21 protein-coding genes and 1 pseudogene are annotated in these 21314 nt (G+C 47.4%); 16 read left to right on the top strand and 6 right to left on the bottom strand.

Going from position 1 to position 21314, the window contains the following annotated elements; all coding sequences use genetic code 11:
* The first annotated feature begins 5 nt into the window (after positions 1-5).
* Positions 6-1433: a LutB/LldF family L-lactate oxidation iron-sulfur protein gene (locus HFA01_RS03975; protein WP_146813452.1), complete on the top strand. Its 1428-nt coding sequence runs from the start codon at positions 6-8 to the stop codon at positions 1431-1433.
* On the top strand, positions 1430-2134 hold the full coding sequence (locus HFA01_RS03970; RefSeq protein ID WP_146813450.1) for a LutC/YkgG family protein: 705 nt from the start codon (positions 1430-1432) through the stop codon (positions 2132-2134). Before HFA01_RS03975 ends, HFA01_RS03970 begins: the two co-directional genes overlap by 4 nt.
* Positions 2135-2222: 88 nt before the next feature.
* Here HFA01_RS03970 and HFA01_RS03965 read toward each other — a convergent pair whose 3' ends face one another.
* The gene (locus HFA01_RS03965) at positions 2223-2483 is read right to left on the bottom strand and encodes a hypothetical protein (RefSeq protein ID WP_146813448.1); all 261 of its coding nucleotides are present in this window, start codon (positions 2481-2483) and stop codon (positions 2223-2225) included.
* Between the two features lie 208 nt (positions 2484-2691).
* Here HFA01_RS03965 and HFA01_RS03960 point away from each other — a divergent pair, with 208 nt between their 5' ends.
* The 7 genes from HFA01_RS03960 to HFA01_RS03930 all read left to right on the top strand — a co-directional run bounded on the left by HFA01_RS03960 (position 2692) and on the right by HFA01_RS03930 (position 10632).
* Positions 2692-3282, top strand: coding sequence for a DUF2087 domain-containing protein (locus HFA01_RS03960; RefSeq protein WP_146813446.1), 591 nt, complete (start codon positions 2692-2694; stop codon positions 3280-3282).
* 60 nt (positions 3283-3342) lie between these two features.
* Positions 3343-4584, top strand: coding sequence for an MFS transporter (locus HFA01_RS03955; protein ID WP_146813444.1), 1242 nt, complete (start codon positions 3343-3345; stop codon positions 4582-4584).
* A gap of 267 nt (positions 4585-4851) precedes the next feature.
* On the top strand, positions 4852-5655 hold the full coding sequence (gene fdhD, locus HFA01_RS03950) for a formate dehydrogenase accessory sulfurtransferase FdhD (protein WP_146813442.1): 804 nt from the start codon (positions 4852-4854) through the stop codon (positions 5653-5655).
* A complete protein-coding gene (gene fdhF / locus HFA01_RS03945) occupies positions 5648-8584 on the top strand; it encodes a formate dehydrogenase subunit alpha (protein WP_146813440.1) in 2937 nt (978 codons plus the stop codon). The genes fdhD and fdhF overlap by 8 nt, the downstream gene beginning before the upstream one ends.
* Positions 8584-9048, top strand: coding sequence for a helical membrane plugin domain-containing protein (locus tag HFA01_RS03940; RefSeq protein ID WP_146813438.1), 465 nt, complete (start codon positions 8584-8586; stop codon positions 9046-9048). The genes fdhF and HFA01_RS03940 overlap by 1 nt, the downstream gene beginning before the upstream one ends.
* A gap of 387 nt (positions 9049-9435) precedes the next feature.
* Positions 9436-9816, top strand: coding sequence for a sporulation protein (locus HFA01_RS03935; protein ID WP_146813436.1), 381 nt, complete (start codon positions 9436-9438; stop codon positions 9814-9816).
* A 27-nt stretch (positions 9817-9843) separates the two neighbouring features.
* The gene (locus tag HFA01_RS03930) at positions 9844-10632 is read left to right on the top strand and encodes a TerC family protein (protein WP_146813434.1); all 789 of its coding nucleotides are present in this window, start codon (positions 9844-9846) and stop codon (positions 10630-10632) included.
* A gap of 192 nt (positions 10633-10824) precedes the next feature.
* Here HFA01_RS03930 and HFA01_RS03925 read toward each other — a convergent pair whose 3' ends face one another.
* Together HFA01_RS03925 and HFA01_RS03920 are read right to left on the bottom strand one after the other, a co-directional pair.
* A complete protein-coding gene (locus HFA01_RS03925) occupies positions 10825-11028 on the bottom strand; it encodes a hypothetical protein (protein ID WP_146813432.1) in 204 nt (67 codons plus the stop codon).
* A gap of 68 nt (positions 11029-11096) precedes the next feature.
* Positions 11097-11269, bottom strand: a pseudogene (locus HFA01_RS03920) (IS1595 family transposase); the annotation flags it as partial.
* A 235-nt stretch (positions 11270-11504) separates the two neighbouring features.
* Here HFA01_RS03920 and HFA01_RS03915 point away from each other — a divergent pair.
* Entirely contained in the window at positions 11505-11942 is a 438-nt protein-coding gene (locus HFA01_RS03915; protein ID WP_146813429.1) for an RDD family protein, read from the top strand.
* A gap of 76 nt (positions 11943-12018) precedes the next feature.
* On the opposite strand, the gene HFA01_RS03910 is transcribed toward HFA01_RS03915, so the two are convergent.
* Together HFA01_RS03910 and HFA01_RS03905 are read right to left on the bottom strand one after the other, a co-directional pair.
* Positions 12019-12495 carry a DUF456 domain-containing protein gene (locus HFA01_RS03910; protein ID WP_146813427.1) on the bottom strand — a complete coding sequence of 159 codons (477 nt, stop codon included), beginning with the start codon at positions 12493-12495 and terminating at the stop codon, positions 12019-12021.
* Between the two features lie 265 nt (positions 12496-12760).
* Positions 12761-13765: an aldo/keto reductase gene (locus tag HFA01_RS03905; RefSeq protein WP_146813425.1), complete on the bottom strand. Its 1005-nt coding sequence runs from the start codon at positions 13763-13765 to the stop codon at positions 12761-12763.
* A 109-nt stretch (positions 13766-13874) separates the two neighbouring features.
* Between HFA01_RS03905 and HFA01_RS03900 the strand changes: the two genes are divergently transcribed.
* Positions 13875-16229: a penicillin acylase family protein gene (locus HFA01_RS03900; RefSeq protein WP_146813423.1), complete on the top strand. Its 2355-nt coding sequence runs from the start codon at positions 13875-13877 to the stop codon at positions 16227-16229.
* 4 nt (positions 16230-16233) lie between these two features.
* Here the strand turns inward: HFA01_RS03900 and HFA01_RS03895 are convergent, their stop codons facing one another.
* Positions 16234-16713, bottom strand: a complete 480-nt coding sequence (locus HFA01_RS03895; protein ID WP_146813421.1) for an SRPBCC family protein — start codon at positions 16711-16713, stop codon at positions 16234-16236.
* Positions 16714-17243: 530 nt separating this feature from the next.
* On the opposite strand from HFA01_RS03895, the gene HFA01_RS03885 reads away from it, so the two are divergent.
* From HFA01_RS03885 to HFA01_RS03865, 5 genes are all read left to right on the top strand, one after another.
* Positions 17244-17462: a hypothetical protein gene (locus tag HFA01_RS03885; RefSeq protein WP_146813417.1), complete on the top strand. Its 219-nt coding sequence runs from the start codon at positions 17244-17246 to the stop codon at positions 17460-17462.
* 11 nt (positions 17463-17473) lie between these two features.
* The gene (locus tag HFA01_RS03880; RefSeq protein WP_146813415.1) at positions 17474-18475 is read left to right on the top strand and encodes a DUF3231 family protein; all 1002 of its coding nucleotides are present in this window, start codon (positions 17474-17476) and stop codon (positions 18473-18475) included.
* 199 nt (positions 18476-18674) lie between these two features.
* Complete coding sequence (locus HFA01_RS03875; RefSeq protein ID WP_146813413.1) at positions 18675-19505, top strand: ABC transporter ATP-binding protein; 831 nt, start codon at positions 18675-18677, stop codon at positions 19503-19505.
* A 179-nt stretch (positions 19506-19684) separates the two neighbouring features.
* Complete coding sequence (locus tag HFA01_RS03870) at positions 19685-20236, top strand: hypothetical protein (protein ID WP_146813411.1); 552 nt, start codon at positions 19685-19687, stop codon at positions 20234-20236.
* A 38-nt stretch (positions 20237-20274) separates the two neighbouring features.
* A complete protein-coding gene (locus tag HFA01_RS03865; RefSeq protein ID WP_146813409.1) occupies positions 20275-21300 on the top strand; it encodes a DUF2332 domain-containing protein in 1026 nt (341 codons plus the stop codon).
* Positions 21301-21314 lie beyond the last annotated feature (14 nt).

Here is a 21314-nt window from a genome sequence, read left to right as displayed (position 1 = left end):
GTCACATGGGAATAAGAATTGGGGATAAGCCGTATGCCGAGCGGATCCAGGCAGGGATTGAAAATAGCTTCATGAGACAGGCTGTATCTTCCGCCCAGGGACGCTTCCGAAGTGGACGTCTGAAAGCAGCGGAAGAACTCGGCGATTGGGAAGACTGGCGGACGCTTGGTGAAGAAATCCGTCATCATACGATGGAAAACCTCGACTACTATTTGCACCAGCTCAGCGAGCAGGTGGAAAAACGGGGCGGAACGGTGTTTTTTGCAGAAACCGCTGAGGAAGCGAACGCTTACGTCCAGGAAGTCGCGAAGAAGAAGCAGGCACGCAAAGTCGTGAAATCAAAGTCGATGGTCACAGAAGAAATCGGCTTGAATGAAGCATTGCAACAAAGCGGCTGCGAAGTGGTGGAATCAGACCTGGGGGAATGGATCTTACAGCTCGATGAAGATCCACCGTCCCATATCGTCACCCCGGCCCTTCACAAAAATAAAGAGCAGATCCGCGAAACGTTCGCGAACAAGAAAGGGTACACGAAAACCGATCAGCCTGAGGAACTGGCTGCCTTTGCCCGCGAACAGCTTCGGAAAGATTTCCTGGAAGCGGACCTTGGTGTGACAGGCTGCAACTTCGCTGTCGCAGAATCCGGCGCGGTCACGCTTGTGACGAATGAAGGAAATGCGCGTATGGTCACCTCACTCCCTGATACCCACATCGCCGTTATGGGGATGGAACGCGTCGTTCCAACGTGGGAGGAGCTTGAAGTCGTCGTCAGCTTACTTACGAGAGCAGCCGTTGGTCAAAAACTGACGAGCTACATTACGGCACTCACAGGTACCCGTTTAGAAGACGAAACAGACGGGCCGGATGATTTCCACCTCGTCATTTTGGATAACGGACGTTCGAAGATTCTGGGGACGGAATTCCAATCTGCGCTCCATTGCATTCGCTGTGCAGCCTGTATCAATGCCTGCCCGGTGTACCGTCATGTAGGCGGTCATTCGTACGGGTCGATTTATCCTGGTCCGATCGGTGCCGTCTTGACGCCGCTCCTTGACGGGTACGAAGACCATAAAGACCTGCCTTATGCGTCCACGTTGTGCGCCGCCTGCACAGAGGCGTGTCCTGTGAAAATTCCCCTCCATGAACATTTGATCCGCCACCGTGAGAATATCGTCGAGCGCGAACACATGGGGGCGAAGTCAGAGGAATGGATGATGAAAGGATTCGCCAAATGGGCCTCCACGCCTGCCGCCTATAAGCTGAGTACGAAAATGGCGAGAACAGCGATGAAGCCATGGACGAAAGACGAACAGATCGAAAAAGGACCGGGTCCGTTGAAAGGATGGACAGAGAGCAGAGACTTTCCTGCTCCAGCCAAAAAGAACTTCCGGGAATGGTACAAACAACGAGAAAAAAGGAGGGAAGAGGCATGACGATTCATAACCGGACATCGTTTCTAGATCGTGTCGCTGAAAACCTCGGAAGGGAGCGGCGCACAGAAGTGAAGTCCCCTTCTTATTCCGTAAAGCCGCAGGACCGCGTTTTCCAAGGGGCTACCCAGGATGAGCTCATCGAAAAGCTCGAAGCCCAATGCCGCATCATTCATACTTCCTTTGAGCGGACAACGCTGGCCGCTCTAGGTGACTCCCTTCAAAAAGTACTCGCAGCATTTGAAGGTTCCAGAAAAGTCATCAGCGCAGGAGGTCCGAGATTGGATGAATTCGGCATGCGGGGGATTTATGAAGCGCTTGAGAAAGAAGGCTTTGACCTCCGGATCTGGAATGACCAAGAGGGGGACATCACATTCGCCGAACAGGCAGGTGTCGGGATCGTATTTAGTGATATCACCCTTTCAGAATCCGGAACGGTGACCCTTTTCAACGATAAACATAACGGCAGATCCATCAGCCTTCTTCCAGAAACGTTTATCGCCATCATTCCGAAAAGTACGCTTGTACCGAGAATGACGCAGGCCGCGCGTGTCATTCATGAACAGGAGCAGAAAGGGAACCCTGTTTCGTCATGCGTCAGTTTTATTACCGGACCGAGCAACAGTGCAGATATTGAAATGAACCTGATCGTTGGTGTTCATGGGCCTGTGAAAGCGACCTATGTGCTGGTGGAAGATTTATAAGCAGCAAAAGCACCTCAGAAATGGGGTGCTTTTTTTATGAAAAAAGTGAGGGGATCCTTCAAGATGGATTTCTTCCCCCACTGTTCTGTTATCCCATGATTATGGAGAGGAAGTTCATGAACGTAAACCAGCCAAGGGAAGCTAAACTGAGTGATAAGACGGCTACACTCAACAAAGAGTGCTTTTTGGATCGTAAAAGATGGATGCTGGAATAAACAAGGCTGATGACAAATAAGGATCCGAGCAGGATATTCCACTCTATGGAGAACCGTAGTCCAAAATCTAGAAGAGCATGCGCGATATAAAATACATTCACACATAAAAAGAATAAGAAAAGCAGCTTCTTCATAAGAATTTCCTCCTTCATTTTCCAAACCTAGAGCTTCTATTCTATTACATCAGAATTAGAAAAATTATACAAATGGCTTGGGAGTTGTGCATTTTTTAGTATGAAATCTTCCCTTCTTCAAAGACTTGAAGCAGAAATCGTAGTTGACACTATCATCTAATTAGACTATTGTTTAATTAGATATACATTTAATTAGTGGGGTGGAAAAATGCAATTAGAAAAAATGGTCGCGTTTCATAAAGCAGTCGGAGATCCGACACGACTGCGGATCATTGCTCTTCTCAGGAAGGGACCGCTGCACGGGCAGGCGATTGCAGGGAAGTTAGGACTGCGTCCGCCGACGATTACCCATCATTTGAAAAAGTTGAAGGATACAGGGGCGGTCTATTCGAGAAGGGATAAAAATACGATTTATTTTTATTTGAATGAACAGAATTTAAAGTTCATGACAACCGCGATCTTAAGGATTGGAGATGATGAACGAGTGGTAGCTGAAGAATTGAAAGTAGACGCCAAAGACCAGGCGAAAATTGTTAAGAACTTCGTCACAGTTGAAGGGAAACTGAAACAGATGCCAAGCCAGCTGAAAAAGAAAAACGTGATTCTTTCTTATTTTGTCCAATGGTTTGAGCATGGGAAAACCTATGATGAGAAGGAAGTCAATGAATATATTAAAACATTCTTCGATGATTTTGCGACCGTCAGACGGGAATGGATCATGCAGCAGTTCATGTACAGGGAAAACAATCAATATGAACTAAACCCTGTAGAAATGTGGCCGGTTGTCGTCCAAAGGTGACGGCATGGCTTCTTTTTTTGAATATCTAATTAGATGTATATCTAACTGGTTGTGGTTTTTATGATTCGCCATCATTCTTACCGTTTTTTGTTTTATTCAGGAATCGTCAATGGGATTGGCGACCGCTTCAGTCAGGTAGCGGTTTTGACGCTCCTGTTACAACTGACTGGCTCAGGTGTGGCCGTAGGGATGGCTCTCGGGTTGAGGGTGATTCCCTACTTGCTGCTTTCCCCACTCGGTGGAAAGCTTGCCGATCGTTTTCACAAAAAATGGATGCTCGTGCTGACTGATGTCTTCAGGCTTCCGTTTGCTCTTAGCTTTTTACTAGTGGATACGAAGGAGATGGTGTGGCTGGTCTTCGTGGGGATGTTCATTCTGGCCTGCGGAGAGGCCGTTTATCAACCTGTGCGGAAAAGTTTCATTGCTACGATCGTAGACAAAGAGGATTTGCTGAAGGTGAATGGCTGGGAGCAGCTTCTTCTCGGAGCGGTCTTGATTGCAGGTTCGATTACAGGGGGATTGGTTGCCTACATCTTCGGTACTTCCTTCGCCTTCTGGCTGAACGGCCTGTCATTTATTGCAGCAGCTCTACTGGTTCTTCCTTTGAAGGAAAACAGAACGCTTAGCGTTTTCGATAAAAGAGAAAGCACGAAACGCGTCCGTTGGGAAGGGTGGATAATGTTCGTATTTGCCATCCAACTCGTCGGCGCAACGATGGACGGAGCGTTCAATGTTCTAATCAGTGTGTATGGAGCGGAAACGTTTCAACTTGGTGAACTTGGCGTTGGGTTCCTGTATGGAGCGCTCGGCACAGGGCTAGTGGCGAGTTTCTTTTTTTCCAGTAAGATCAAATCTTATGGTCTTCCTTTATGCCTGGCTCTTCTCATTGTTGAGGGGATGCTTCATATGATCGCGAGCCGGATGACCCTTTTTCCTGGATTATGGCTGACGTTTGTATCGATTGCCTTGACCGGTGGGGTGTTAGGGGCCTTCCTGGACGCTTTTCTCATGAGAAATGTGAAGGCAGGAGAAGAAGGACGTGTCTTCGGCTGGTTTGAATCATGGACGAATGTCCAGCTTGGACTCATGATGTTCGCCTCCGGGTGGTTTTTAGATGCTTTCAGTGCCCGCACTCTTGGTATGTGGGGAGGTGGAATCTGCATTACTGGTGGTGTTTTGTTGCTATTCTTCTATTTTCTATTTAACAGAAAGCAGACTTTCGCATCAGTTGAAAAGGGAAGTGATGTATCCTACGGCAATAAAGAGCGCAAAAAGAACGATAAAAATCAGGACGATGGATAAGAAGGTTCCGCGTACTCTTCGAAGGATTTGAAGAAAAGTTTCCAAAATATATATTGTCCTCACCTCTTCTTTTAGTTTGAGTATTTCTTCATTTCCTATTTTTTGAAAATTCAAACGTAAACAATAAAGGAAAAATTAATGAAAAAAGAGAAAAATATAAGAATAGAACCATCACCCAGACACCTGTCCAACTTTTACATAGACAGGTGTTTGTTTTGTCGAAAGAACGGGAATAAGTTAGGGAACGATTGGTAAGGGGGTTAAAAATTGGGGACGAGATCGTGGCAGATTCATAGATTTCGAGAGAGAGAATGGTCCTCTGAAGAAGATGAAGTCGCTATCGAGTATCCACTCACGGTGACCGTCAACGGGGAGGAATTCGCAACGATGGTCTGCACTCCGATGGACAAAGAGGAAATGGTCATCGGGTTCCTCGCATCCGAAGGTTTGATTCGGAGTGTGAAGGAAATCAAGGAGATGACGATTGATGAAGATCGTGGGTTTGCTTACGTGGAAACGGCGAAGAGCCTTCCGCAGATGCAAGGCGGTCAAAAAAGGTGGCTCGGATCGTGCTGTGGGAAAAGTCGGGCCTTTTATTTTCAAGCCGATGCGGCGACAGCCCGGACAGCTATGGATGAGAGTACCTTCAATCCGGATGTGTGCTTTAGACTGATGGAAGAGTTCCAATCCCAGGCGGGTTTGTTCCAACGGACAGGCGGGGTGCACCAGGCAGCCATCGCTACGGAAGATGGAATACTGAAAGCGTATGCGGACATTGGCCGTCATAACGCGCTGGACAAATTGTACGGCTTTTTATTGAAAGAAAACGTAAGCAGAAAAGGGAAGATCATTTTATTTACAGGCAGGATTTCTTCGGAAGTCCTTTTAAAAATATCGAAAATGGGGTTTGGTGTCCTGCTGTCCAAATCGGCACCGACAGACTTGGCCCTTGAGCTTGCGGATGATTTAAACATTACGGCTGTCGGATTTTTACGGGGGGAGCGGATGAATGTGTACACTCATCCGAGGCGTATCGCTGCAGCTAGTGGAGGAGGAGTAACGATTGAATGAACACACAGTAGTGACGATCAATGGAAAAGAATTTTTGGCGGAACCAGGTCAGAATCTGCTTCAACTGATGAACGAGGCAGAAGAACAGGTACCGCAAATCTGCTACAACGAATCACTGGGACCCATCCAGACGTGTGATACGTGTATCGTCCAGGTCGATGGCGAATTGACGCGGGCGTGTGGCACGAGTGTGAAAGCCGGTATGAAAGTCCAAACGAAACTTCCTCATGTACATAAGGCACAGAAGGAGTCGTTGGACCGCATTTTGGAGAAACATGAACTGTACTGCACGGTTTGTGATTATAACAATGGCTCTTGTGAGATTCACAATACGATGGCGGAGTTTGGATTGGAGCATCAGTCCCGTCCGTTCCAGCCAACGAGTTATGAAAAGGACGATTCCGGCTCTTTCTACCGCTATGATCCAGATCAGTGTATCCTCTGCGGACGCTGTGTGGAGGTCTGTCAGGACGTCCAGGTGAACGAGACGCTGACGATCGACTGGGATCGTAAGGAACCGCGTGTCATCTGGGACAATGATGTGCCGATCGATGAGTCCTCCTGCGTCAACTGCGGGCAGTGTTCTACCGTCTGTCCTTGTAACGCGATGATGGAAAAAGGAATGGAAGGCGATGCCGGCTTTTTGACGGACACCGAGCCCGGGATCCTGAAGTCGATGATCAATTTGACGAAGAAAGTGGAGACAGGATACGGTCCACTTTTCGCAGTATCGGATACAGAAGCCGCGATGCGCGAAGAAGTTATCGAGAAGGAAAAAACGGTCTGCACGTACTGTGGCGTCGGCTGTTCCTTCGATGTATGGACGAAGGGTAGAGAAATCCTCAAAGTCGAACCGAGTGCCGAATCTCCGGCCAACGGCATTTCCACTTGTGTGAAAGGGAAGTTCGGCTGGGATTACGTCAATAGTGAAGAGCGTCTACAGAAGCCCCTCATCCGACGCGGCGACCATTTTGAAGAAGTCGAATGGGACGAAGCGATCGCTCACGTCGCGGATCGCATGACACAGATCAAGGAAGAAAAAGGCGCGGACCACCTCGCGTTCATTTCATCTTCCAAAGCGACGAACGAAGAATCGTATGTGATGCAGAAATTAGCCCGCCAAGTGATCGGGACGAACAACGTCGACAACTGTTCCCGTTACTGTCAGGCCCCGGCAACGAAAGGCTTGTTCCGTACGGTCGGATATGGCGGAGACTCCGGTTCCATTGACGATATCGCGGCAAGTAAACTGGTCTTGACGATCGGCTCGAATACCGCAGAATCCCATCCGGTTCTCGCTTCACGAATCAAGCGTTCTCAAAAGTTGTTCGGCCAGAAGTTGTTTGTTTTCGATTTGAGAAAACACGAAATGGCAAAGCGCGCTGACCGCTTTTATCAGCCAAAGACAGGGACGGACCTCGTCTGGCTTTCCGCTGTAGCGAAGTACATCCTTGATCAGGGCTGGGAAGATCAGAGCTTCCTTGATGAATGGGTGAACGGTTTTGATGACTATCGCGAAAGCCTGGAGCCGTTCACGATGGAATATGCCTCCGAGTTGACCGGCATCCCTGAACAGGAGCTGAAGGATGTAGCGAAAGAAATCGCCCATTCGGAATCGGTCGTTGTCTGCTGGGCGATGGGTGTCACACAGCATATGCTCGGAAGTGATACGAGTACAGCGATCAGTAACCTGCTACTTATCACAGGGAACTACGGCAAGCCGGGCACGGGTGCTTACCCACTCCGCGGCCACAACAACGTCCAAGGGTGCAGTGACTTTGGAAGCATGCCGAACTTCTTCCCAGGTTATGAAGCCACATCAGACGATGAGGTTCGCGCCCGCTATGAAAAAGCGTGGGATGCGACCATTCCAAAAGAGGCAGGCATGGATAACCACGAAATGATCGAGGCGATCCATAATGGTGAGCTTTCCATGATGTACGTCATGGGTGAGGACACAGGAATCGTCGATGCCAACATTAACTACGTGACCGATGCGTTTGAAAAATTAGACCTCTTCATTGTTCAGGACCTTTTCTTAACGAAAACGGCGGAATATGCGGATGTTGTACTCCCTGCATCTCCGAGCCTTGAAAAAGAAGGAACGTTTACGAATACCGAGCGCCGCATCCAGCGTTTGTATCAAAGCTTCGAGCCGCTTGAAGGAACAAAGCCGGACTGGCAGATCATTCAACTGATCGCCAAAGAACTCGGCCGTGACTGGAATTATCAGCATCCTTCTGAAATCATGCACGAAGCGGCAGGTCTAGCGCCGTTGTTCGCAGGCGTTCATTATGATCGTCTCGAAGGGTACAAGTCCTTGCAATGGCCGGTCGCAGAAGATGGATCCGATCAGCCGCTCTTATTTACGGAAGGTTTTCCTTTTGAAGATAAAAAAGCGAAGCTGTATCCGCTGACGTACGAGCTGAAATACGATACGAATGAAGAATATGACCTGCATGTCAATAACGGTCGCTTACTCGAGCACTTCCATGAAGGAAACATGACGTATAAGTCAGAAGGAATCCGTCGTAAAACACCGAACGCCTTTATCGAAGTGTCGAAAGAGCTTGCGAAAGAACGCGGCATTGAAGAAGGTGCCGAAGTGAAGCTGATCTCAGAAGCAGGGGAAGCGTCAGGCGTCGTGACCGTCACCGACCGTGTACGCGGAAAGGAAATTTTCCTGCCGCTCAACGACAACGGCAAGTCAGCCATCAACTTCCTCACAGACAACCGGGTCGATAAAGATACGAATACACCGGCATACAAAGAAATCGCGGTGAAGATGAAAGTGTTGAAGAAAAAAGGCAAGTCGCCGATTCCACACAACAACCACCGCCGCGGGAATCCAGTTCCGCAAAAAGGTGTCAAAGTACAGGAAAAATGGAAGCGTGAAGATTATATATTCCCAGGCAAGGGGGGACGATGATGGCAAAATCCATTACGAAAATCAAAAGGTATGAAGTGTCCCGGGAGGATCAAGTCGAGCAGGACGCTCGGGAAGTGAAAGAAGCCGTCGCTGACAATAAAGATTCCATCCTAAAGGGCATCGAATTGTTGAAGGCGCTCGACAATGGAGGAACCCTGGACTCCGTGACCGCTTTTGTAAAAGCAAAGGATGAAGCCCTTGCGAATGTGGTGAAGGAAATCGATAAGGATCAATACGAACCTTTACTGCGCAACCTACCTGAACTCGTCTTCTTGCTTGGCGAGATCAATGTGACCGGGATCCGTGACTTGAGTTCACGACTGAATCACGGTCTGGAAGCGATGGAAGGGGAAGGGACGACCGACAAGACGTCGTTCTTCGACCTTGCCAAAGCTTTGAAAGATCCGGAAATCAACCGCAGCATCACGATGCTCCTTCATTTTTTAAAGGGCATGGGAAGGTAACAAATGTAGAGGATGAAGCCACCACGGTTTCATCCTCTTTTTAATTTTTCTCTTTCAATCCTCCTTCTTTCAATTCTGCCATCTACTTTAATAAAAAAGCTTCGTAAACGCAGAAAAAAAGAATTGACATTTTTCTGAAAACTAATTATGATTAAGCTACAGTCAGCGAGTGAAAACTGTGCTCAATAGAGCTTATATAACTCCAAAGGGGAGTAGCTTACAGTTATGTCGTCATTACGTGGCCCATCGGCCTCCGGCATACCTGGCAACGTTAAACGTTGTTCGCGAGACCTTTGCCATAATGGTAAAGGGATATAATGAAGAACTCTCAAAAACCTTTACCATCTTTTGGTAAAGGTTTTTTTATATTCATAGGAGGGATTTTCATTGTTAAGCAAATGGATGAACGGATTCAGAATCATGGCCCCTAAGGTGGATCTAGTCCTTGATTCAAAAGGGGAGGACCCCTGTGTTCTGTCGGGTGTTTTTCATCTGTCCGGAAGCTGGCGGAAGCAGAACATCAAGCGTCTCGAATGCGATTTGGTCGTCGTTGAGAGGGGGAAGAAGCCGATCCTCGTAGAGCCGGTGACCACTGTCCTCATGACCCGGACGATGGAAGCGGGAGGATCCGATGCGTATCCTTTCCGCTATGAACTGCCAAGAAACCTTCCTATTCTGACAGAGGGGAAATCTTACAAACTTCAGACTCGGCTGGTCTTTGAAAACAATGCCAAAAGTTTTGATCATGATGAGATTCTCGTAAACTAAAAAATTTATAAATAAGGAGAAAAGAAAATGGATTTTGGTTTAGTTATGGAATATAGCTGGGTGTTGTTGATTTTGATCGGGCTTGAGGGGATCCTCGCTGCGGATAATGCGCTTGTGATCGCGACAATGGTCAAACACCTTCCAGAGGAAAAAAGGAAGAAAGCGTTGTTTTACGGGTTAGCTGGGGCCTTTTTGTTCCGCTTTGGTTCTTTGTTCCTCATTTCCTACCTCGTCAACATCTGGCAGGTGCAGGCGATCGGAGCGATCTATCTTATCGGAATTGCCGTTTATCATTTGGTGAAAAAGCATGTGTTGAAGCCTAAGTTGAAGGAAACGAAAGCATCAGTCAAAAAGGGATCCGGTTTTTGGGCGACCGTGATCAAGGTGGAGCTTGCCGATATTGCTTTTGCAGTTGATTCCATTCTCGCGGCCGTTGCTTTAGCGGTAACCTTACCTTTGACGAGTCTTCCGCAAGTGGGAGGTTTAGATGGTGGTCACTTCGCTGTCATTCTCGCTGGTGGGATCATCGGTCTTGTCATCATGCGGTTTGCTGCCAGTTATTTTGTCGGCCTGCTCGACCGCCGTCCCGGACTTGAAACAGCGGCTTACATGATCGTGGGCTGGGTAGGCGTCAAGCTTGCAGTCTATACGATGGCCCACCCGGAGATCGCAGTTTTATCCGAAGGTTTTGCGAAAAGTGCGCCGTGGAAAATCACATTCTGGTCCATTCTATTGTTGATCGCTATCGGCGGTTGGTTCTTATCTAAGGCAAAGAGCCCGGAGAAGAACATGTCTGCCGAAGAACAGGTATCATAATAATCTCTTTTTCCAAGTGAGCGATATGGAGAAGAAGTTGAAAAAAGCAGAGGGAAGATGTAAAGGAAATCAAGTCTTTATGGAAGGCTCTGTAAAAGTTGAATGTTGATATATATATATATATATATAAACAGAGCTTCCGTAAAGATGGAAGTTCTGTTTGGTTTTATGGGACTTTCGGCAAATTGATACTTATTCATCCCATTTCAAAAGTTCAGCAATAACGTCAGAGCTACCGGGAAGCAATAATAATGATAACGACATTACTATGAACCCAATCCCAATTACAAATAGAAAAATTACTATTTTAACTGAACGAGGCACATCCTTTTTAAGTGCTCCAATTACAATCAGTACAATTCCGATAAAGAGTAAGAATAAATAATAAAATCCCATCAAGACACTCCTCATGAATTTTTCTTCTTTAAAGCATTTGTTCCGATCCTTGAATGAAGAAATAACCGTTATACAGTAAAAGTAGATAATCTAAGGGTATCATAGGTTTTGGTGCTTGGAAATAAATCCCTTTCACCATCATATCATGCATCGTCACTTCATTACGCTGATGATGGATACTCTTTAATACCTGAAACCAGGTCAGGTAATGATTGAGATTTTTCGTTGCCACACCGTTAAACACTGTATCCATATCAATCTAAACTTTAACAGAGCCTTATTGAAGCCTTAATTAAAGAAAAGCAAAGAGAGAAGAACTGAAAATGCGTAAAAAGATTTCAGATATCTAATCACTGAGATCTTTTTTATGTTTGTTAGGTGGGTTTCGACTAGGTAATCTTTGAAAATACCAAGATCATCCATGATAATAAGTCTATATACATAGATAGTCCGATTGAGGCATAGGGGGATGAGGTATGGATAATCCGGCTGGGTTTTGGAACAGGGTTGGAGCAAGATTTTTGGATGGGTTCATCTTAGCGGGCTTTTTCGGTGTCATTACGGGAGAGTTCGTTGTACAGGAGAGTTTCACAGTTGTTGATGTATTGTCGATCTTTTATGCTCTTCTTTTACCACCGATCTGGCATGGGTATACGCTCGGCAGAAGGGCTTTGGGGAACAGAATTGTCAAAGCCGATGGGGCAGAGATTACGTTTATCAACATTGTCTTACGTGAGCTCGTTGGTGGTTTATTGTACTTTGTAACGTTCGGCATCGCTCTGGTTGTCAGTGCCTTTATGGTTGGACTGAGAGAAGATAAAAGAGGGATCCATGATTTGATCGGCGGAACCTATGTGACGAAGAATCCGCCTGATGATCGTGATCGAACCGAATATGATGAAGTTCAAGCTTGAAGGCTATAAGTAAGATTCACAACTACATCCACAAAAAATCTCAGAGCCAATAGCTCTGAGATTTTTTTTTTTGAGTTTAAATGTCCAGGAAAAACCAGATGATGAGAATCGCCTGAATCACCACTTTCGCAACCGTTCCGCTGAGAAAGCCGAATAGAGAGCCGATGGCTGCTTTGAATGCCTCTTCCGATGATCTTTTTTGAATCAGTTCCACAATAATGACAAGCACGAATGGAATAACGATGATGCCGAACGGTGGAATAATGAACGATCCAATAATGACACCGATGGCGGCCGAACGCTCGCCCCATTTACTTCCGCCGTACTTTTTCACAAAATAGCTGTTCGCGATGATGTCAGAGACGATAAGCAGTATAGTTAAAACGACCGCTCCGACCCAGAAGAAGACCGAAAGTCCGCTGCCATTGATGAAAAACGCATAGGCAAGGAATCCGATCCATAGCACGAGCGGTGCCGGGATGATTGGAAAAATGACGCTTGCAAAACTAGCGATGAAACAGGCGATGATGATCACCCATATGAAAAGATCCATAACCGTGTACCTCCTGATTTCTGTTTCTTTCCTATATACGATTGACGAGAATAAAAGTTTCTAAACTTTTATTGGTTTCTACTTTCCTATGCTCCTGCAATCTTTTCATGTCCTCTAACTACGCTCCAATGTCCTCTAACGCAAGGTCAATGTCCCGTAACGCTGCTTTAACGTCCTCTAACGCATAGTCAATGTCCTCTAACTCCGCTTCAATGTCCTGTAACGTAAAAACGGACCCTCATACGAGAGAGGGTCCGCTCAACAACTATTTTAATCCTAATTCTTGACGATCAGGGGGAGCCATGAATTCCGGTCCAACTGGATCATTGACATGTTTCAATAAAATTTCGTCGATGTCCCGTTTCGTTTCTTCATCAATCGTAAAGCTGTCGACACCGTCGATCGGGTTGAGCTGATCCGGGCGCCGGCCTCCCATGAGGGCGATGCCGGATCCAGGCTGGTCAAGCACCCAGCGGATGGCGAGCTGAAGTACGCTCTTGCCGAAACGGTTTTCAGCAAGCTGCTCGAGTTCGTTGACGGCATTCAAGTACTGTTTGAAGCGCGGCTGTTGGAATTTTGGATCATTGTTTCTCAAATCATCGCCTTCAAACTCTCGTTTCGTAGACATTTTTCCTGACAGCAGTCCGCGGCATAAAGATCCGTAAGAGATGGTCGTGATGTTATGGTCCTGTACATAAGGCAGCGTTTTCGACTCGATGTCCCGTTCGAATAGATTGTACGGTGGCTGCAGCGTGTGCAGTGGTGCTGCTTCACGGAAAGTATCCATCTGTTCTGGTGAAAAGTTGCTGACCCCGATGGCGCGGATTTTTCCTTGTTTGTACAGGTAAGATAGAGCTTCCGCTGTTTCGTGGATCGGTGTGATCGGATCCGGCCAGTGGACCTGATAAATATCAATATAATCGGTTTTCAATCGTTTCAGTGAGTCTTCAACTTCTTTATGGATGCGCTCTTTGCTGTCGTTACGGAAAACAGAGTCTTCGTTCCAGTCGATGCCCACTTTTGTCGCAAGCAGAAGATCTTCGCGTCGGCCATATTGTTCCACAGCTTTTCCGATGATTTCTTCTGAGCGTCCAAACCCATAAGCAGGGGCGGTATCGATCAAGTTGATGCCCTGGTCAAGCGCGGAGTGGATGGTTTTCACGGATTGTTCTTCATCCGTGCCTCCCCACATCCAGCCACCGATCGCCCATGTGCCAAGGCCGATGCGGCTCGCTTCCATGGATGTATCGCTAATTTTAATTTTTTCCATTTTTTACACCTCCATAATCAAGCACATTCGTCTCATTCCCGTTCCGAAGTTTTTTAATCTATTTTCTCGAAAATGAGATATAATGGAGAAAAGTTCTGGAGGTGGGGGAATGGAGACAGCTAGACAGATCGATCCACAGAAAAAGAAAAGACCACAGTGGAAAAAGGCGACCTGGCTGACCCTTGGAATCATTGTGTTATTGATTGTTAGTGGTGTCATTTTTGTAAACGCTTACACGTTGAGGAGCCTGCCCGATACAAGTGGAGAGGCAACACTCGCTGGATTGGAAGCCTCTGTTACAGTGACGAGGGACGACCAAGGGGTGCCTCATATTCAGGCAGAGAACGAACTCGATGTCTTTCGAGCCCAAGGCTATGTCCAGGCGCAGGACCGGCTTTTTCAAATGGAGCTTGCCCGCAGGCAGGCCTCCGGGGGGTTGAGTGAAGTGGTCGGGGAAGCAACGATTGATCAGGACCGTTATTTCCGGACGCTCGGCCTGAGACGGGCAGCAGAAAAGTCACTGGCCGTTTATTCAGATGAAGCCACCGAACGGCTCGAGGCGTTTGCGGAGGGAGTCAATGCGTTCATAGAAAATGAACCGCTGCCTCCGGAGTTTGCGATGATGAACATCAATCCCGAACCGTGGACACCGCTCGATTCATTAACCATCGGAAAATACATGGCGTTCGACCTTGGCGGCCACTGGGAGCGTCAGGCGTTCAACTACTACTTGTTGCAGAATTTCAGTGAAGAAGAAGCATATGAACTTTTTCCTACTTATCCTGAAGACGCCCCGACGGTTCTTGCAGAAGCTGACACCGTTGATATTGAAAAAAGCTTTGCCAACGTCATCATTCCGAACGAATTCAATGGCAGCAACAACTGGGTCGTGAGCGGAGATCGGACGGCTTCTGGCTCCCCTATGCTCGCTGACGACCCGCACCTCGGAATGGCCACCCCGTCAATCTGGTATCAGATGCATTTGGAAGCCCCTGGTTACAATGTTTCCGGGGTGATTTTCGCAGGGATTCCCGGCATCATCCTCGGACACAATGACAACATTGCCTGGGGTGTGACGAACGTTGGCCCCGACGTGCAGCAGCTTTACTTAGAAAAAAGGAACCCAGAGAATCCGAACCAATTTTTATATGAAGACGAATGGGAAGAGGCGGATGTTTTTACAGAAACGATACAGGTCAAAGACGGAGATCCTGTGGAACTTGAGGTCGTAGAGACCCGTCACGGTCCTGTCATCAGCGACTATGCAGGAGAGTCTGGAAAAGATACGCTGCTATCTTTACGATGGACCGCTCTTGATGCGACGACAGAACTGGAAGCTGTGCTCGAAATGAACCGCGCTGAGGATTGGGAGTCATTTGAAAAAGGGTTGGAAAAATTCCTTGTTCCGGCACAGAACTTCGTTTTTGCAAGTAAAGATGGAACGATTGCCTACAAGGCGAATGGTCAAGTGCCGATTTACAATGAACCGGAGGATGCCCTCCTTCCTATGCGTGGATGGGAATCTGAGGATGAGTGGCAAGGATTCGTTCCTTTTGATGAGCTGCCGCGAGTGGTCAATCCGGAAGAAGGGTTCATTGCGACCGCAAACAATAAAATCACAGCGGAGGACTACCCTTACCATATCAGCCACAATTGGGCGCAACCCTATCGTTACGCGCGTATCAGTCAGATGCTCGAAGGGGAAAATGAGCTGACTCCAGAGCAATTTCAAGCGATGCAGATGGATGTGAAAAACCTTCAGGCAGAAGAGTTCCTGCCTCTCCTGCTGGATTATGTTGACCCCGTGACTTCTATGGAAAAAGAAACCGTTGCACTGATGGAAGAATGGAACAGGGAGGATGACCGAGCGCTGGCGCAGCCGTTGGTTTTCCACCGCTGGATGGCGAACATCGAGGATGAACTTTACAATGTTGATCTGTCCGGAGATATTCAAAAATTCTTCAAAGGCGCTGGACAAACGACGGATGAATTGCTGCGGAAGGGCGAGGAGTCCCGTTGGGTAGAAAAAGCGGGTGGTATGGAATCCGTCATTTCCGAAGCCTTTCAAGCGACGATGAATGAAATGAAGGAGGAGTTTGGAGAAAACCCTTCTGAATGGGCGTGGGGAGATGCCCATGCGGTTGAATTCACCCATCCGCTTTCAAGCATCGGATTCCTGGAACGATTCCTGAATCCGGGTGATCCTTATCCTGTGAGTGGTAGCCGAGTGACGGTGCGTGCCGCTGGTTTCAACAGCGAAGGCCTCGTCAATCATGGAGCCTCGTGGCGCTTTGTCATCGACATGGATGATCCGACGGAAGCCTACCATGTCGTCGGGCCGGGCCAATCCGGTCATTTTAGGAGCGACTGGTACCATGATCAACTGGACGATTGGGTGGAAGGGGAGTACCACCTGACATCCACAGATGGAGTGGATGGCGAGGTCCTGACCCTCACTCCGTAATCATTCAAGGCTCAGAGTTCAACTCTGAGTCTTTTTCTTTTTCCGCCATCATTTTCAATTCATGGGCACGGGTCTCAATCAAGTCCCTCATGTATTTTTCCAGAAAAAGACGATCGGCGATTGAACCGAGGGGGCCGAGGGGTGACTGATAGTCAAACGTATCCACCATCACTGTACCCTCTGCTTTTTCGAAGAACTCATGGGTGTGGGTGAACGAGTGGAACGCGCCTTTCACCATCACATCGACGAAACGATGCGGCCGGTCCATTTCTGTAATCCGGGCTGTCAGCCGCTGCCGGATGCCGAAGTGTGTCGCTTCCCACGTCACTTTATCTCCTTCTTCCATCCAACCTTTGGTCACCCCAGCCACGGCTTTTTCTTTTGTGTTGCTGGTGGTTTGCGTGTGCACATCCACATCTCTTGCAAGATCGAAGCACACCTCCGCAGGTGCTTCGATAAAAGTCCGATGAATAATCACAGGCACCCTCACCACTCCTTCCTCCTTGACTTTCCTATCATTATACTGTAACACCATTCTTCCAGGTAAGCTCCCTTTACTTGAAGACGCAGTTTCGAGACTTTAGTTGAGTGGATGGGGCTGCGGGGAATAGCTCGCTTTCCGCGGGAGCGCGGTGAGCCTCCTCGGACTTCGTCCTGTGGGGTCTCACCCTGCACTTTTTTCCCGCAGGAGTCTCGCCATTCCCCTCCGCCCACTTTTCGTAAGACATTCTCGAAACTACCTTCCAGTAATAAGAGCTTTTGTAGTTAGGAACCCTATACCGATGCAGATTAAGCAGGATTTCACAACACAACTAGGCAGGTTACTAATAAGAGGGATTTGGAGAACCTCATTTGGTAAAGGGGCGGAGCGAACCTTTTCCCGGAGCCCTAAGCTCCCATAAAAGCCTCGAAATCGAGTCTTCAAGAATCCTGCCTAAAACTTGAACCGTTTGTATGGAAGATGGAATATGAATGGAGGAATCGTGCCACCCTATAGTAAAGGAGTGTGCGCTTATGACGGAAGAACAAATGAAAGACGTTTTTGAAACATACGGATACGCGGAGATGTACGGCCGCTTTCAAACCCCTTTGTACGTGACAGGCCTGCTGGATGAAGTAGAGGAAGAGGTGTTGGAGGACTTTTTCGATAACATCGAATTGACTCCGGCCGTATTTTTTGATGAATTCCGTTTTTGGTTTCAATATTTTTCAACAGCCCAACGATATAGGTGAGGTGACGTGTCATGAGTCAGGACGGTCGTATTGTTCCATTAACATCAGGGGAAATCGGGGTGTTGTGGGCCGGATACATAGGAGAAACGATGCTTGATGTGGTCATGGAGAGTTTTCAGCATCATGTCGTCGACCGGGATGCGAAACAACTACTCGGAGAGAACGCGAACCTGATCAAGGAAAGAATTTCAGCTTACCAGGAATTATTCAAGCAAGAAGGGATGAAAACCCCCCATGGTTTCGGCGAGCAGGATGTTTTTCTGGAAGCGCCCAGGATGTTCTCAGACAAATTTTATTTGTTTTATCTGAAAGAAATGAGCCGGACGTCCATCATCAACTATTCCAACGCGTTGTTCGCTTCCCACAGAAGAGACATTCGGATGTTTCTTAAGAAGAATATGGAGGAATATGTGAAGGTCTTCAATGATGCGATTGAAGCGCTGCTAGAAAAAGGAATCGTGATCCGTACGCCAAGCATTCCGATTCCAACAGAGATCTCCTTTGTCGAAGATACAGACTTCCTCGGTAAATTAAGAGGCAGACAAAGAGCTATATCTGCACAGGAAATTAAAGAGCTTTATGTTAATCTGGATACGAACATGCTCGGAAAATCTTTGATGATTGCCTTCAGCCAGTCGGCAAAATCAGAAGACCTGAAGCAATACCTGCATCGAGGGAAGAAAATCTCCCATAAGCATATTGACATTTTCATCAATCAACTGACAGATGAGGATCTGCCTGCCCCACAGTTGTGGGATCCGGAAGTGACGGAATCAAAAATCCCCCCATTTTCTGATCGTTTGATGCACTACCATACAGGTTTGGCCTCAGCGAGCGGGTTGGGCAATTATGGAACGGCTTTATCACAAATCGCAAGAAAAGATTTATCCCTGGCTTTTGCCCGTCTCGTATGGGAAACAGCGAAGTTTGCATCCGACGGAGCGGTCCTGAGTATTAAGAAGGGCTGGCTGGAACAACCGCCGCTTGCCCCCGACCGTGATCAACTCTCCTGAGAGCCTCTTGTCTCGACAAGAGGCTTTTTTTTTATTGCTCAGGAAACGATTAAATGAAAGTTCCGGATCCAGGTACGCATGCGCCTTTGTTCTTCCTTGACGAAAAAGAAGTTTGCGTATACGATTAATTGAGAATGATTATTACTATCTACAATGAACGGATCTATTTTTTTGAATCGAAAAGGTGAGGTGCACAGGAATGGTGAGAATGTCCATGCAGGATTTAGGCATTGCCTATGGTGAAGTGAAAATTGTCGAAGATTTGAACTTGCAGATCCCTGAAGGGGAAATCACGACGATCATCGGTCCGAACGGGTGCGGGAAGTCGACCATACTGAAAACGATGTCGCGTTTGCTTGAACCGAAGTCGGGCATCGTCTATTTGGACGGCAAAGCGATTCATAAAGAATCCACGAAGGAAATCGCTAAAAAGATGGCGGTTCTCCCCCAAACCCCTCAGGCACCGAGTGGATTGACGGTCTATGAGCTCGTTTCTTATGGTCGTTTCCCGCATCAGCGTGGCTTTGGTAAGTTGACGGATGAAGACAGGGATATCATTCAATGGGCGCTTGAAGTCACGGGGGTGCAACAATTTTCGGACCGTCAAATCGATGCCTTATCCGGCGGCCAGCGGCAGAAAGTTTGGATTGCGATGGCTTTAGCTCAGGGAACGGATTTGCTGCTATTGGATGAACCGACCACCTATTTGGACCTTGCTCACCAGCTCGAAGTCCTCACGCTTTTGGAAAAGTTGAACAAAGAAGAAGGCCGTACCATCGTCATGGTGCTGCACGATTTGAATCATGCGGCACGTTTCGCTGATCATTTGGTCGCTTTGAATGGGGGCAAGATCATGAAGGAAGGGACCGCCCATGAAGTGATGACATCTTCTGTTCTGAGACGGGTATTCCATATTGATGCGGCGATTGTCACCGATCCACGCACCCACCGTCCAGCGCTGATTACTTATGATTTGATCGGACAAGAGGCCGAAACGGAACAAACAAAGCCCGTCAGTATCTATGGATGAACAACAAGCTTGGAGGAAATTCCTCCAGGCTTTTTTTATTTGCTGGAAAATGGCCCGCTCCTCGTTCCCTCGCCTGTGTATTTCTTTGCAGGAGAGAAACCGTGTGTTATGTTTTGAAGGAGAGTGTTTCCAAATTAAGGATAGACCTCCAGTACTACCGTTTTAAGAAGGTGATGCTTTTGAAAAAGAGAGGAGTTCTTTCCTTCGCAGGAACGATCCTTCTTTTACTAGCTGTATGGATGATGGTTGGAAAAGCAGGTGCCTACGATGAACCGGGAGAAGCCCTCCACGCCACTGAGGAAGGGCTCACGTTAATTCCCGTTCAACAAGTGGATGGAGAAGCCTTGTTCTTTTTTATTAAAGATGACCGTCACTTCGGTGCAGCTAAGGTTCAAAAAGGAATCTTTGGCTGGAAGGCAGGAATGATGTCCATGAACCCCTTGGATAGGGAAAGAATTGGTGAAGAATTGAACCGTCTGTTCGTTCACGGGTATGATCTCGTCTACAGCCTTGTTCGAAAAGGCGACGAGCGATCTGTGAAGGTGGGAGATGAAAAAGCAACGATGTTGAATGTAAAATCTTTGCTTCCAGAAGAAAGTGAGTGGATAAAGCTCAGGTGGAAGGATTTGTATGTGTGGTACATCGAAAAACCATTCCATTCTGATAATGAAATTAAACTTTTACATAAGCCGGATGGAGAAGTGATTGATTCCATGGTCTTTAAAAGATAAAGAAATGCGGTGTGGTTCGTTGAAAGGGAGGAAAACCTATGAAAACACAAAGGATCGCTGAAAGATTCGTTGATTTTGCAAGGAAAGAGTGTGAAGGATCGAGTGACCTCTATAAACAGTTGTCTCTACAAATTGCTGAAGATGCGTATGTTTTACAATTGTGTATGAAATCAGGGGAAGGACAGCCTGTGCCCAACCTGCTCTTCGCTTCTGTCCACGATTTACTTTTGCGAGGGGCCGACCATGAACTCGCAAGCTTCTACCAAAGCGTAACGGACAAGCTGGATACGGAGCGTAATCCTTTTCCATTCTTTAAATCTTTTTGCATGGAACAGGAGGAAGCTATCGTTCAACGGCTGAAAACCAAACGGGTCCAGACCAATGAGGTTCGACGGTGCGCCTATCTTTATCCTGTCTTTTGCTCTATACATAAACAAACGGAAAAGCCTCTATCCCTTATTGAAATCGGTACAAGTGCCGGACTTCAATTGTTATGGGATCAGTACAGTTATTCGTACGGGGACGACCAGTTTTACGGAAACCCAAATGCCTACGTTCATCTGAAGTCGAAGGTAAGAAAAGGATCGCCCCCTCTGCATGTACTGGAGCGCACGCCTTCTGTGGGAAAAAGAGTGGGGATCGACTTACATGTCAGTGATTTAACTCAGGAGGAAGATGTCCATTGGCTGAAGGCGCTCATATGGCCAGAACATGACGAACGAAGAGAGAATTTTGAAGCGGCCGTCCAGCAAGTAAGAACGACTCCACCCACCTTAGTGGAGGGGGATGGAGTCGCTATGCTGCCAGAAGTCGCTGATGAAATGCCAGAGGATTCTACTCTATGTATCTTTCATACCCATGTCGCCAACCAGATGCCGGAAAGCGTAAAAGAGGAGCTTTTCGATAAAGTGAGTCATATCGGACAGAAAAGAGACGTGTTCCATATCTACAACAATATGAATGATCGAATGCTGCACGTGGATGCTTCTGTTACCGGCCGTTTTATGGCAAAGACGATTGGTGAAACAGACGGGCATGGACGGTGGTTTGATTTTGAATGGTGACTCATGAAGAACGA

Source organism: Halobacillus faecis, from assembly GCF_007991335.1.
Classification (GTDB): Bacteria; Bacillota; Bacilli; order Bacillales; family Halobacillaceae; genus Halobacillus; species Halobacillus faecis.
Note: the sequence above shows the minus strand (reverse complement) of the source record. Positions and strands in the feature narration are given on the sequence as shown.

What these genes read in the sequence shown, in the direction of transcription:
- HFA01_RS03975 (WP_146813452.1), top strand. Translation starts at nt 6, where the DNA reads ATGGGAATAAGAATTGGGGATAAGCCGTATGCCGAGCGGATCCAGGCA.
- HFA01_RS03970 (WP_146813450.1), top strand. Translation starts at nt 1,430, where the DNA reads ATGACGATTCATAACCGGACATCGTTTCTAGATCGTGTCGCTGAAAAC.
- HFA01_RS03965 (WP_146813448.1), bottom strand. Translation starts at nt 2,483, where the DNA reads ATGAAGAAGCTGCTTTTCTTATTCTTTTTATGTGTGAATGTATTTTAT.
- HFA01_RS03960 (WP_146813446.1), top strand. Translation starts at nt 2,692, where the DNA reads ATGCAATTAGAAAAAATGGTCGCGTTTCATAAAGCAGTCGGAGATCCG.
- HFA01_RS03955 (WP_146813444.1), top strand. Translation starts at nt 3,343, where the DNA reads ATGATTCGCCATCATTCTTACCGTTTTTTGTTTTATTCAGGAATCGTC.
- HFA01_RS03940 (WP_146813438.1), top strand. Translation starts at nt 8,584, where the DNA reads ATGGCAAAATCCATTACGAAAATCAAAAGGTATGAAGTGTCCCGGGAG.
- HFA01_RS03930 (WP_146813434.1), top strand. Translation starts at nt 9,844, where the DNA reads ATGGATTTTGGTTTAGTTATGGAATATAGCTGGGTGTTGTTGATTTTG.
- HFA01_RS03925 (WP_146813432.1), bottom strand. Translation starts at nt 11,028, where the DNA reads ATGGGATTTTATTATTTATTCTTACTCTTTATCGGAATTGTACTGATT.
- HFA01_RS03915 (WP_146813429.1), top strand. Translation starts at nt 11,505, where the DNA reads ATGGATAATCCGGCTGGGTTTTGGAACAGGGTTGGAGCAAGATTTTTG.
- HFA01_RS03910 (WP_146813427.1), bottom strand. Translation starts at nt 12,495, where the DNA reads ATGGATCTTTTCATATGGGTGATCATCATCGCCTGTTTCATCGCTAGT.
- HFA01_RS03905 (WP_146813425.1), bottom strand. Translation starts at nt 13,765, where the DNA reads ATGGAAAAAATTAAAATTAGCGATACATCCATGGAAGCGAGCCGCATC.
- HFA01_RS03900 (WP_146813423.1), top strand. Translation starts at nt 13,875, where the DNA reads ATGGAGACAGCTAGACAGATCGATCCACAGAAAAAGAAAAGACCACAG.
- HFA01_RS03885 (WP_146813417.1), top strand. Translation starts at nt 17,244, where the DNA reads ATGACGGAAGAACAAATGAAAGACGTTTTTGAAACATACGGATACGCG.
- HFA01_RS03880 (WP_146813415.1), top strand. Translation starts at nt 17,474, where the DNA reads ATGAGTCAGGACGGTCGTATTGTTCCATTAACATCAGGGGAAATCGGG.
- HFA01_RS03875 (WP_146813413.1), top strand. Translation starts at nt 18,675, where the DNA reads ATGGTGAGAATGTCCATGCAGGATTTAGGCATTGCCTATGGTGAAGTG.
- HFA01_RS03865 (WP_146813409.1), top strand. Translation starts at nt 20,275, where the DNA reads ATGAAAACACAAAGGATCGCTGAAAGATTCGTTGATTTTGCAAGGAAA.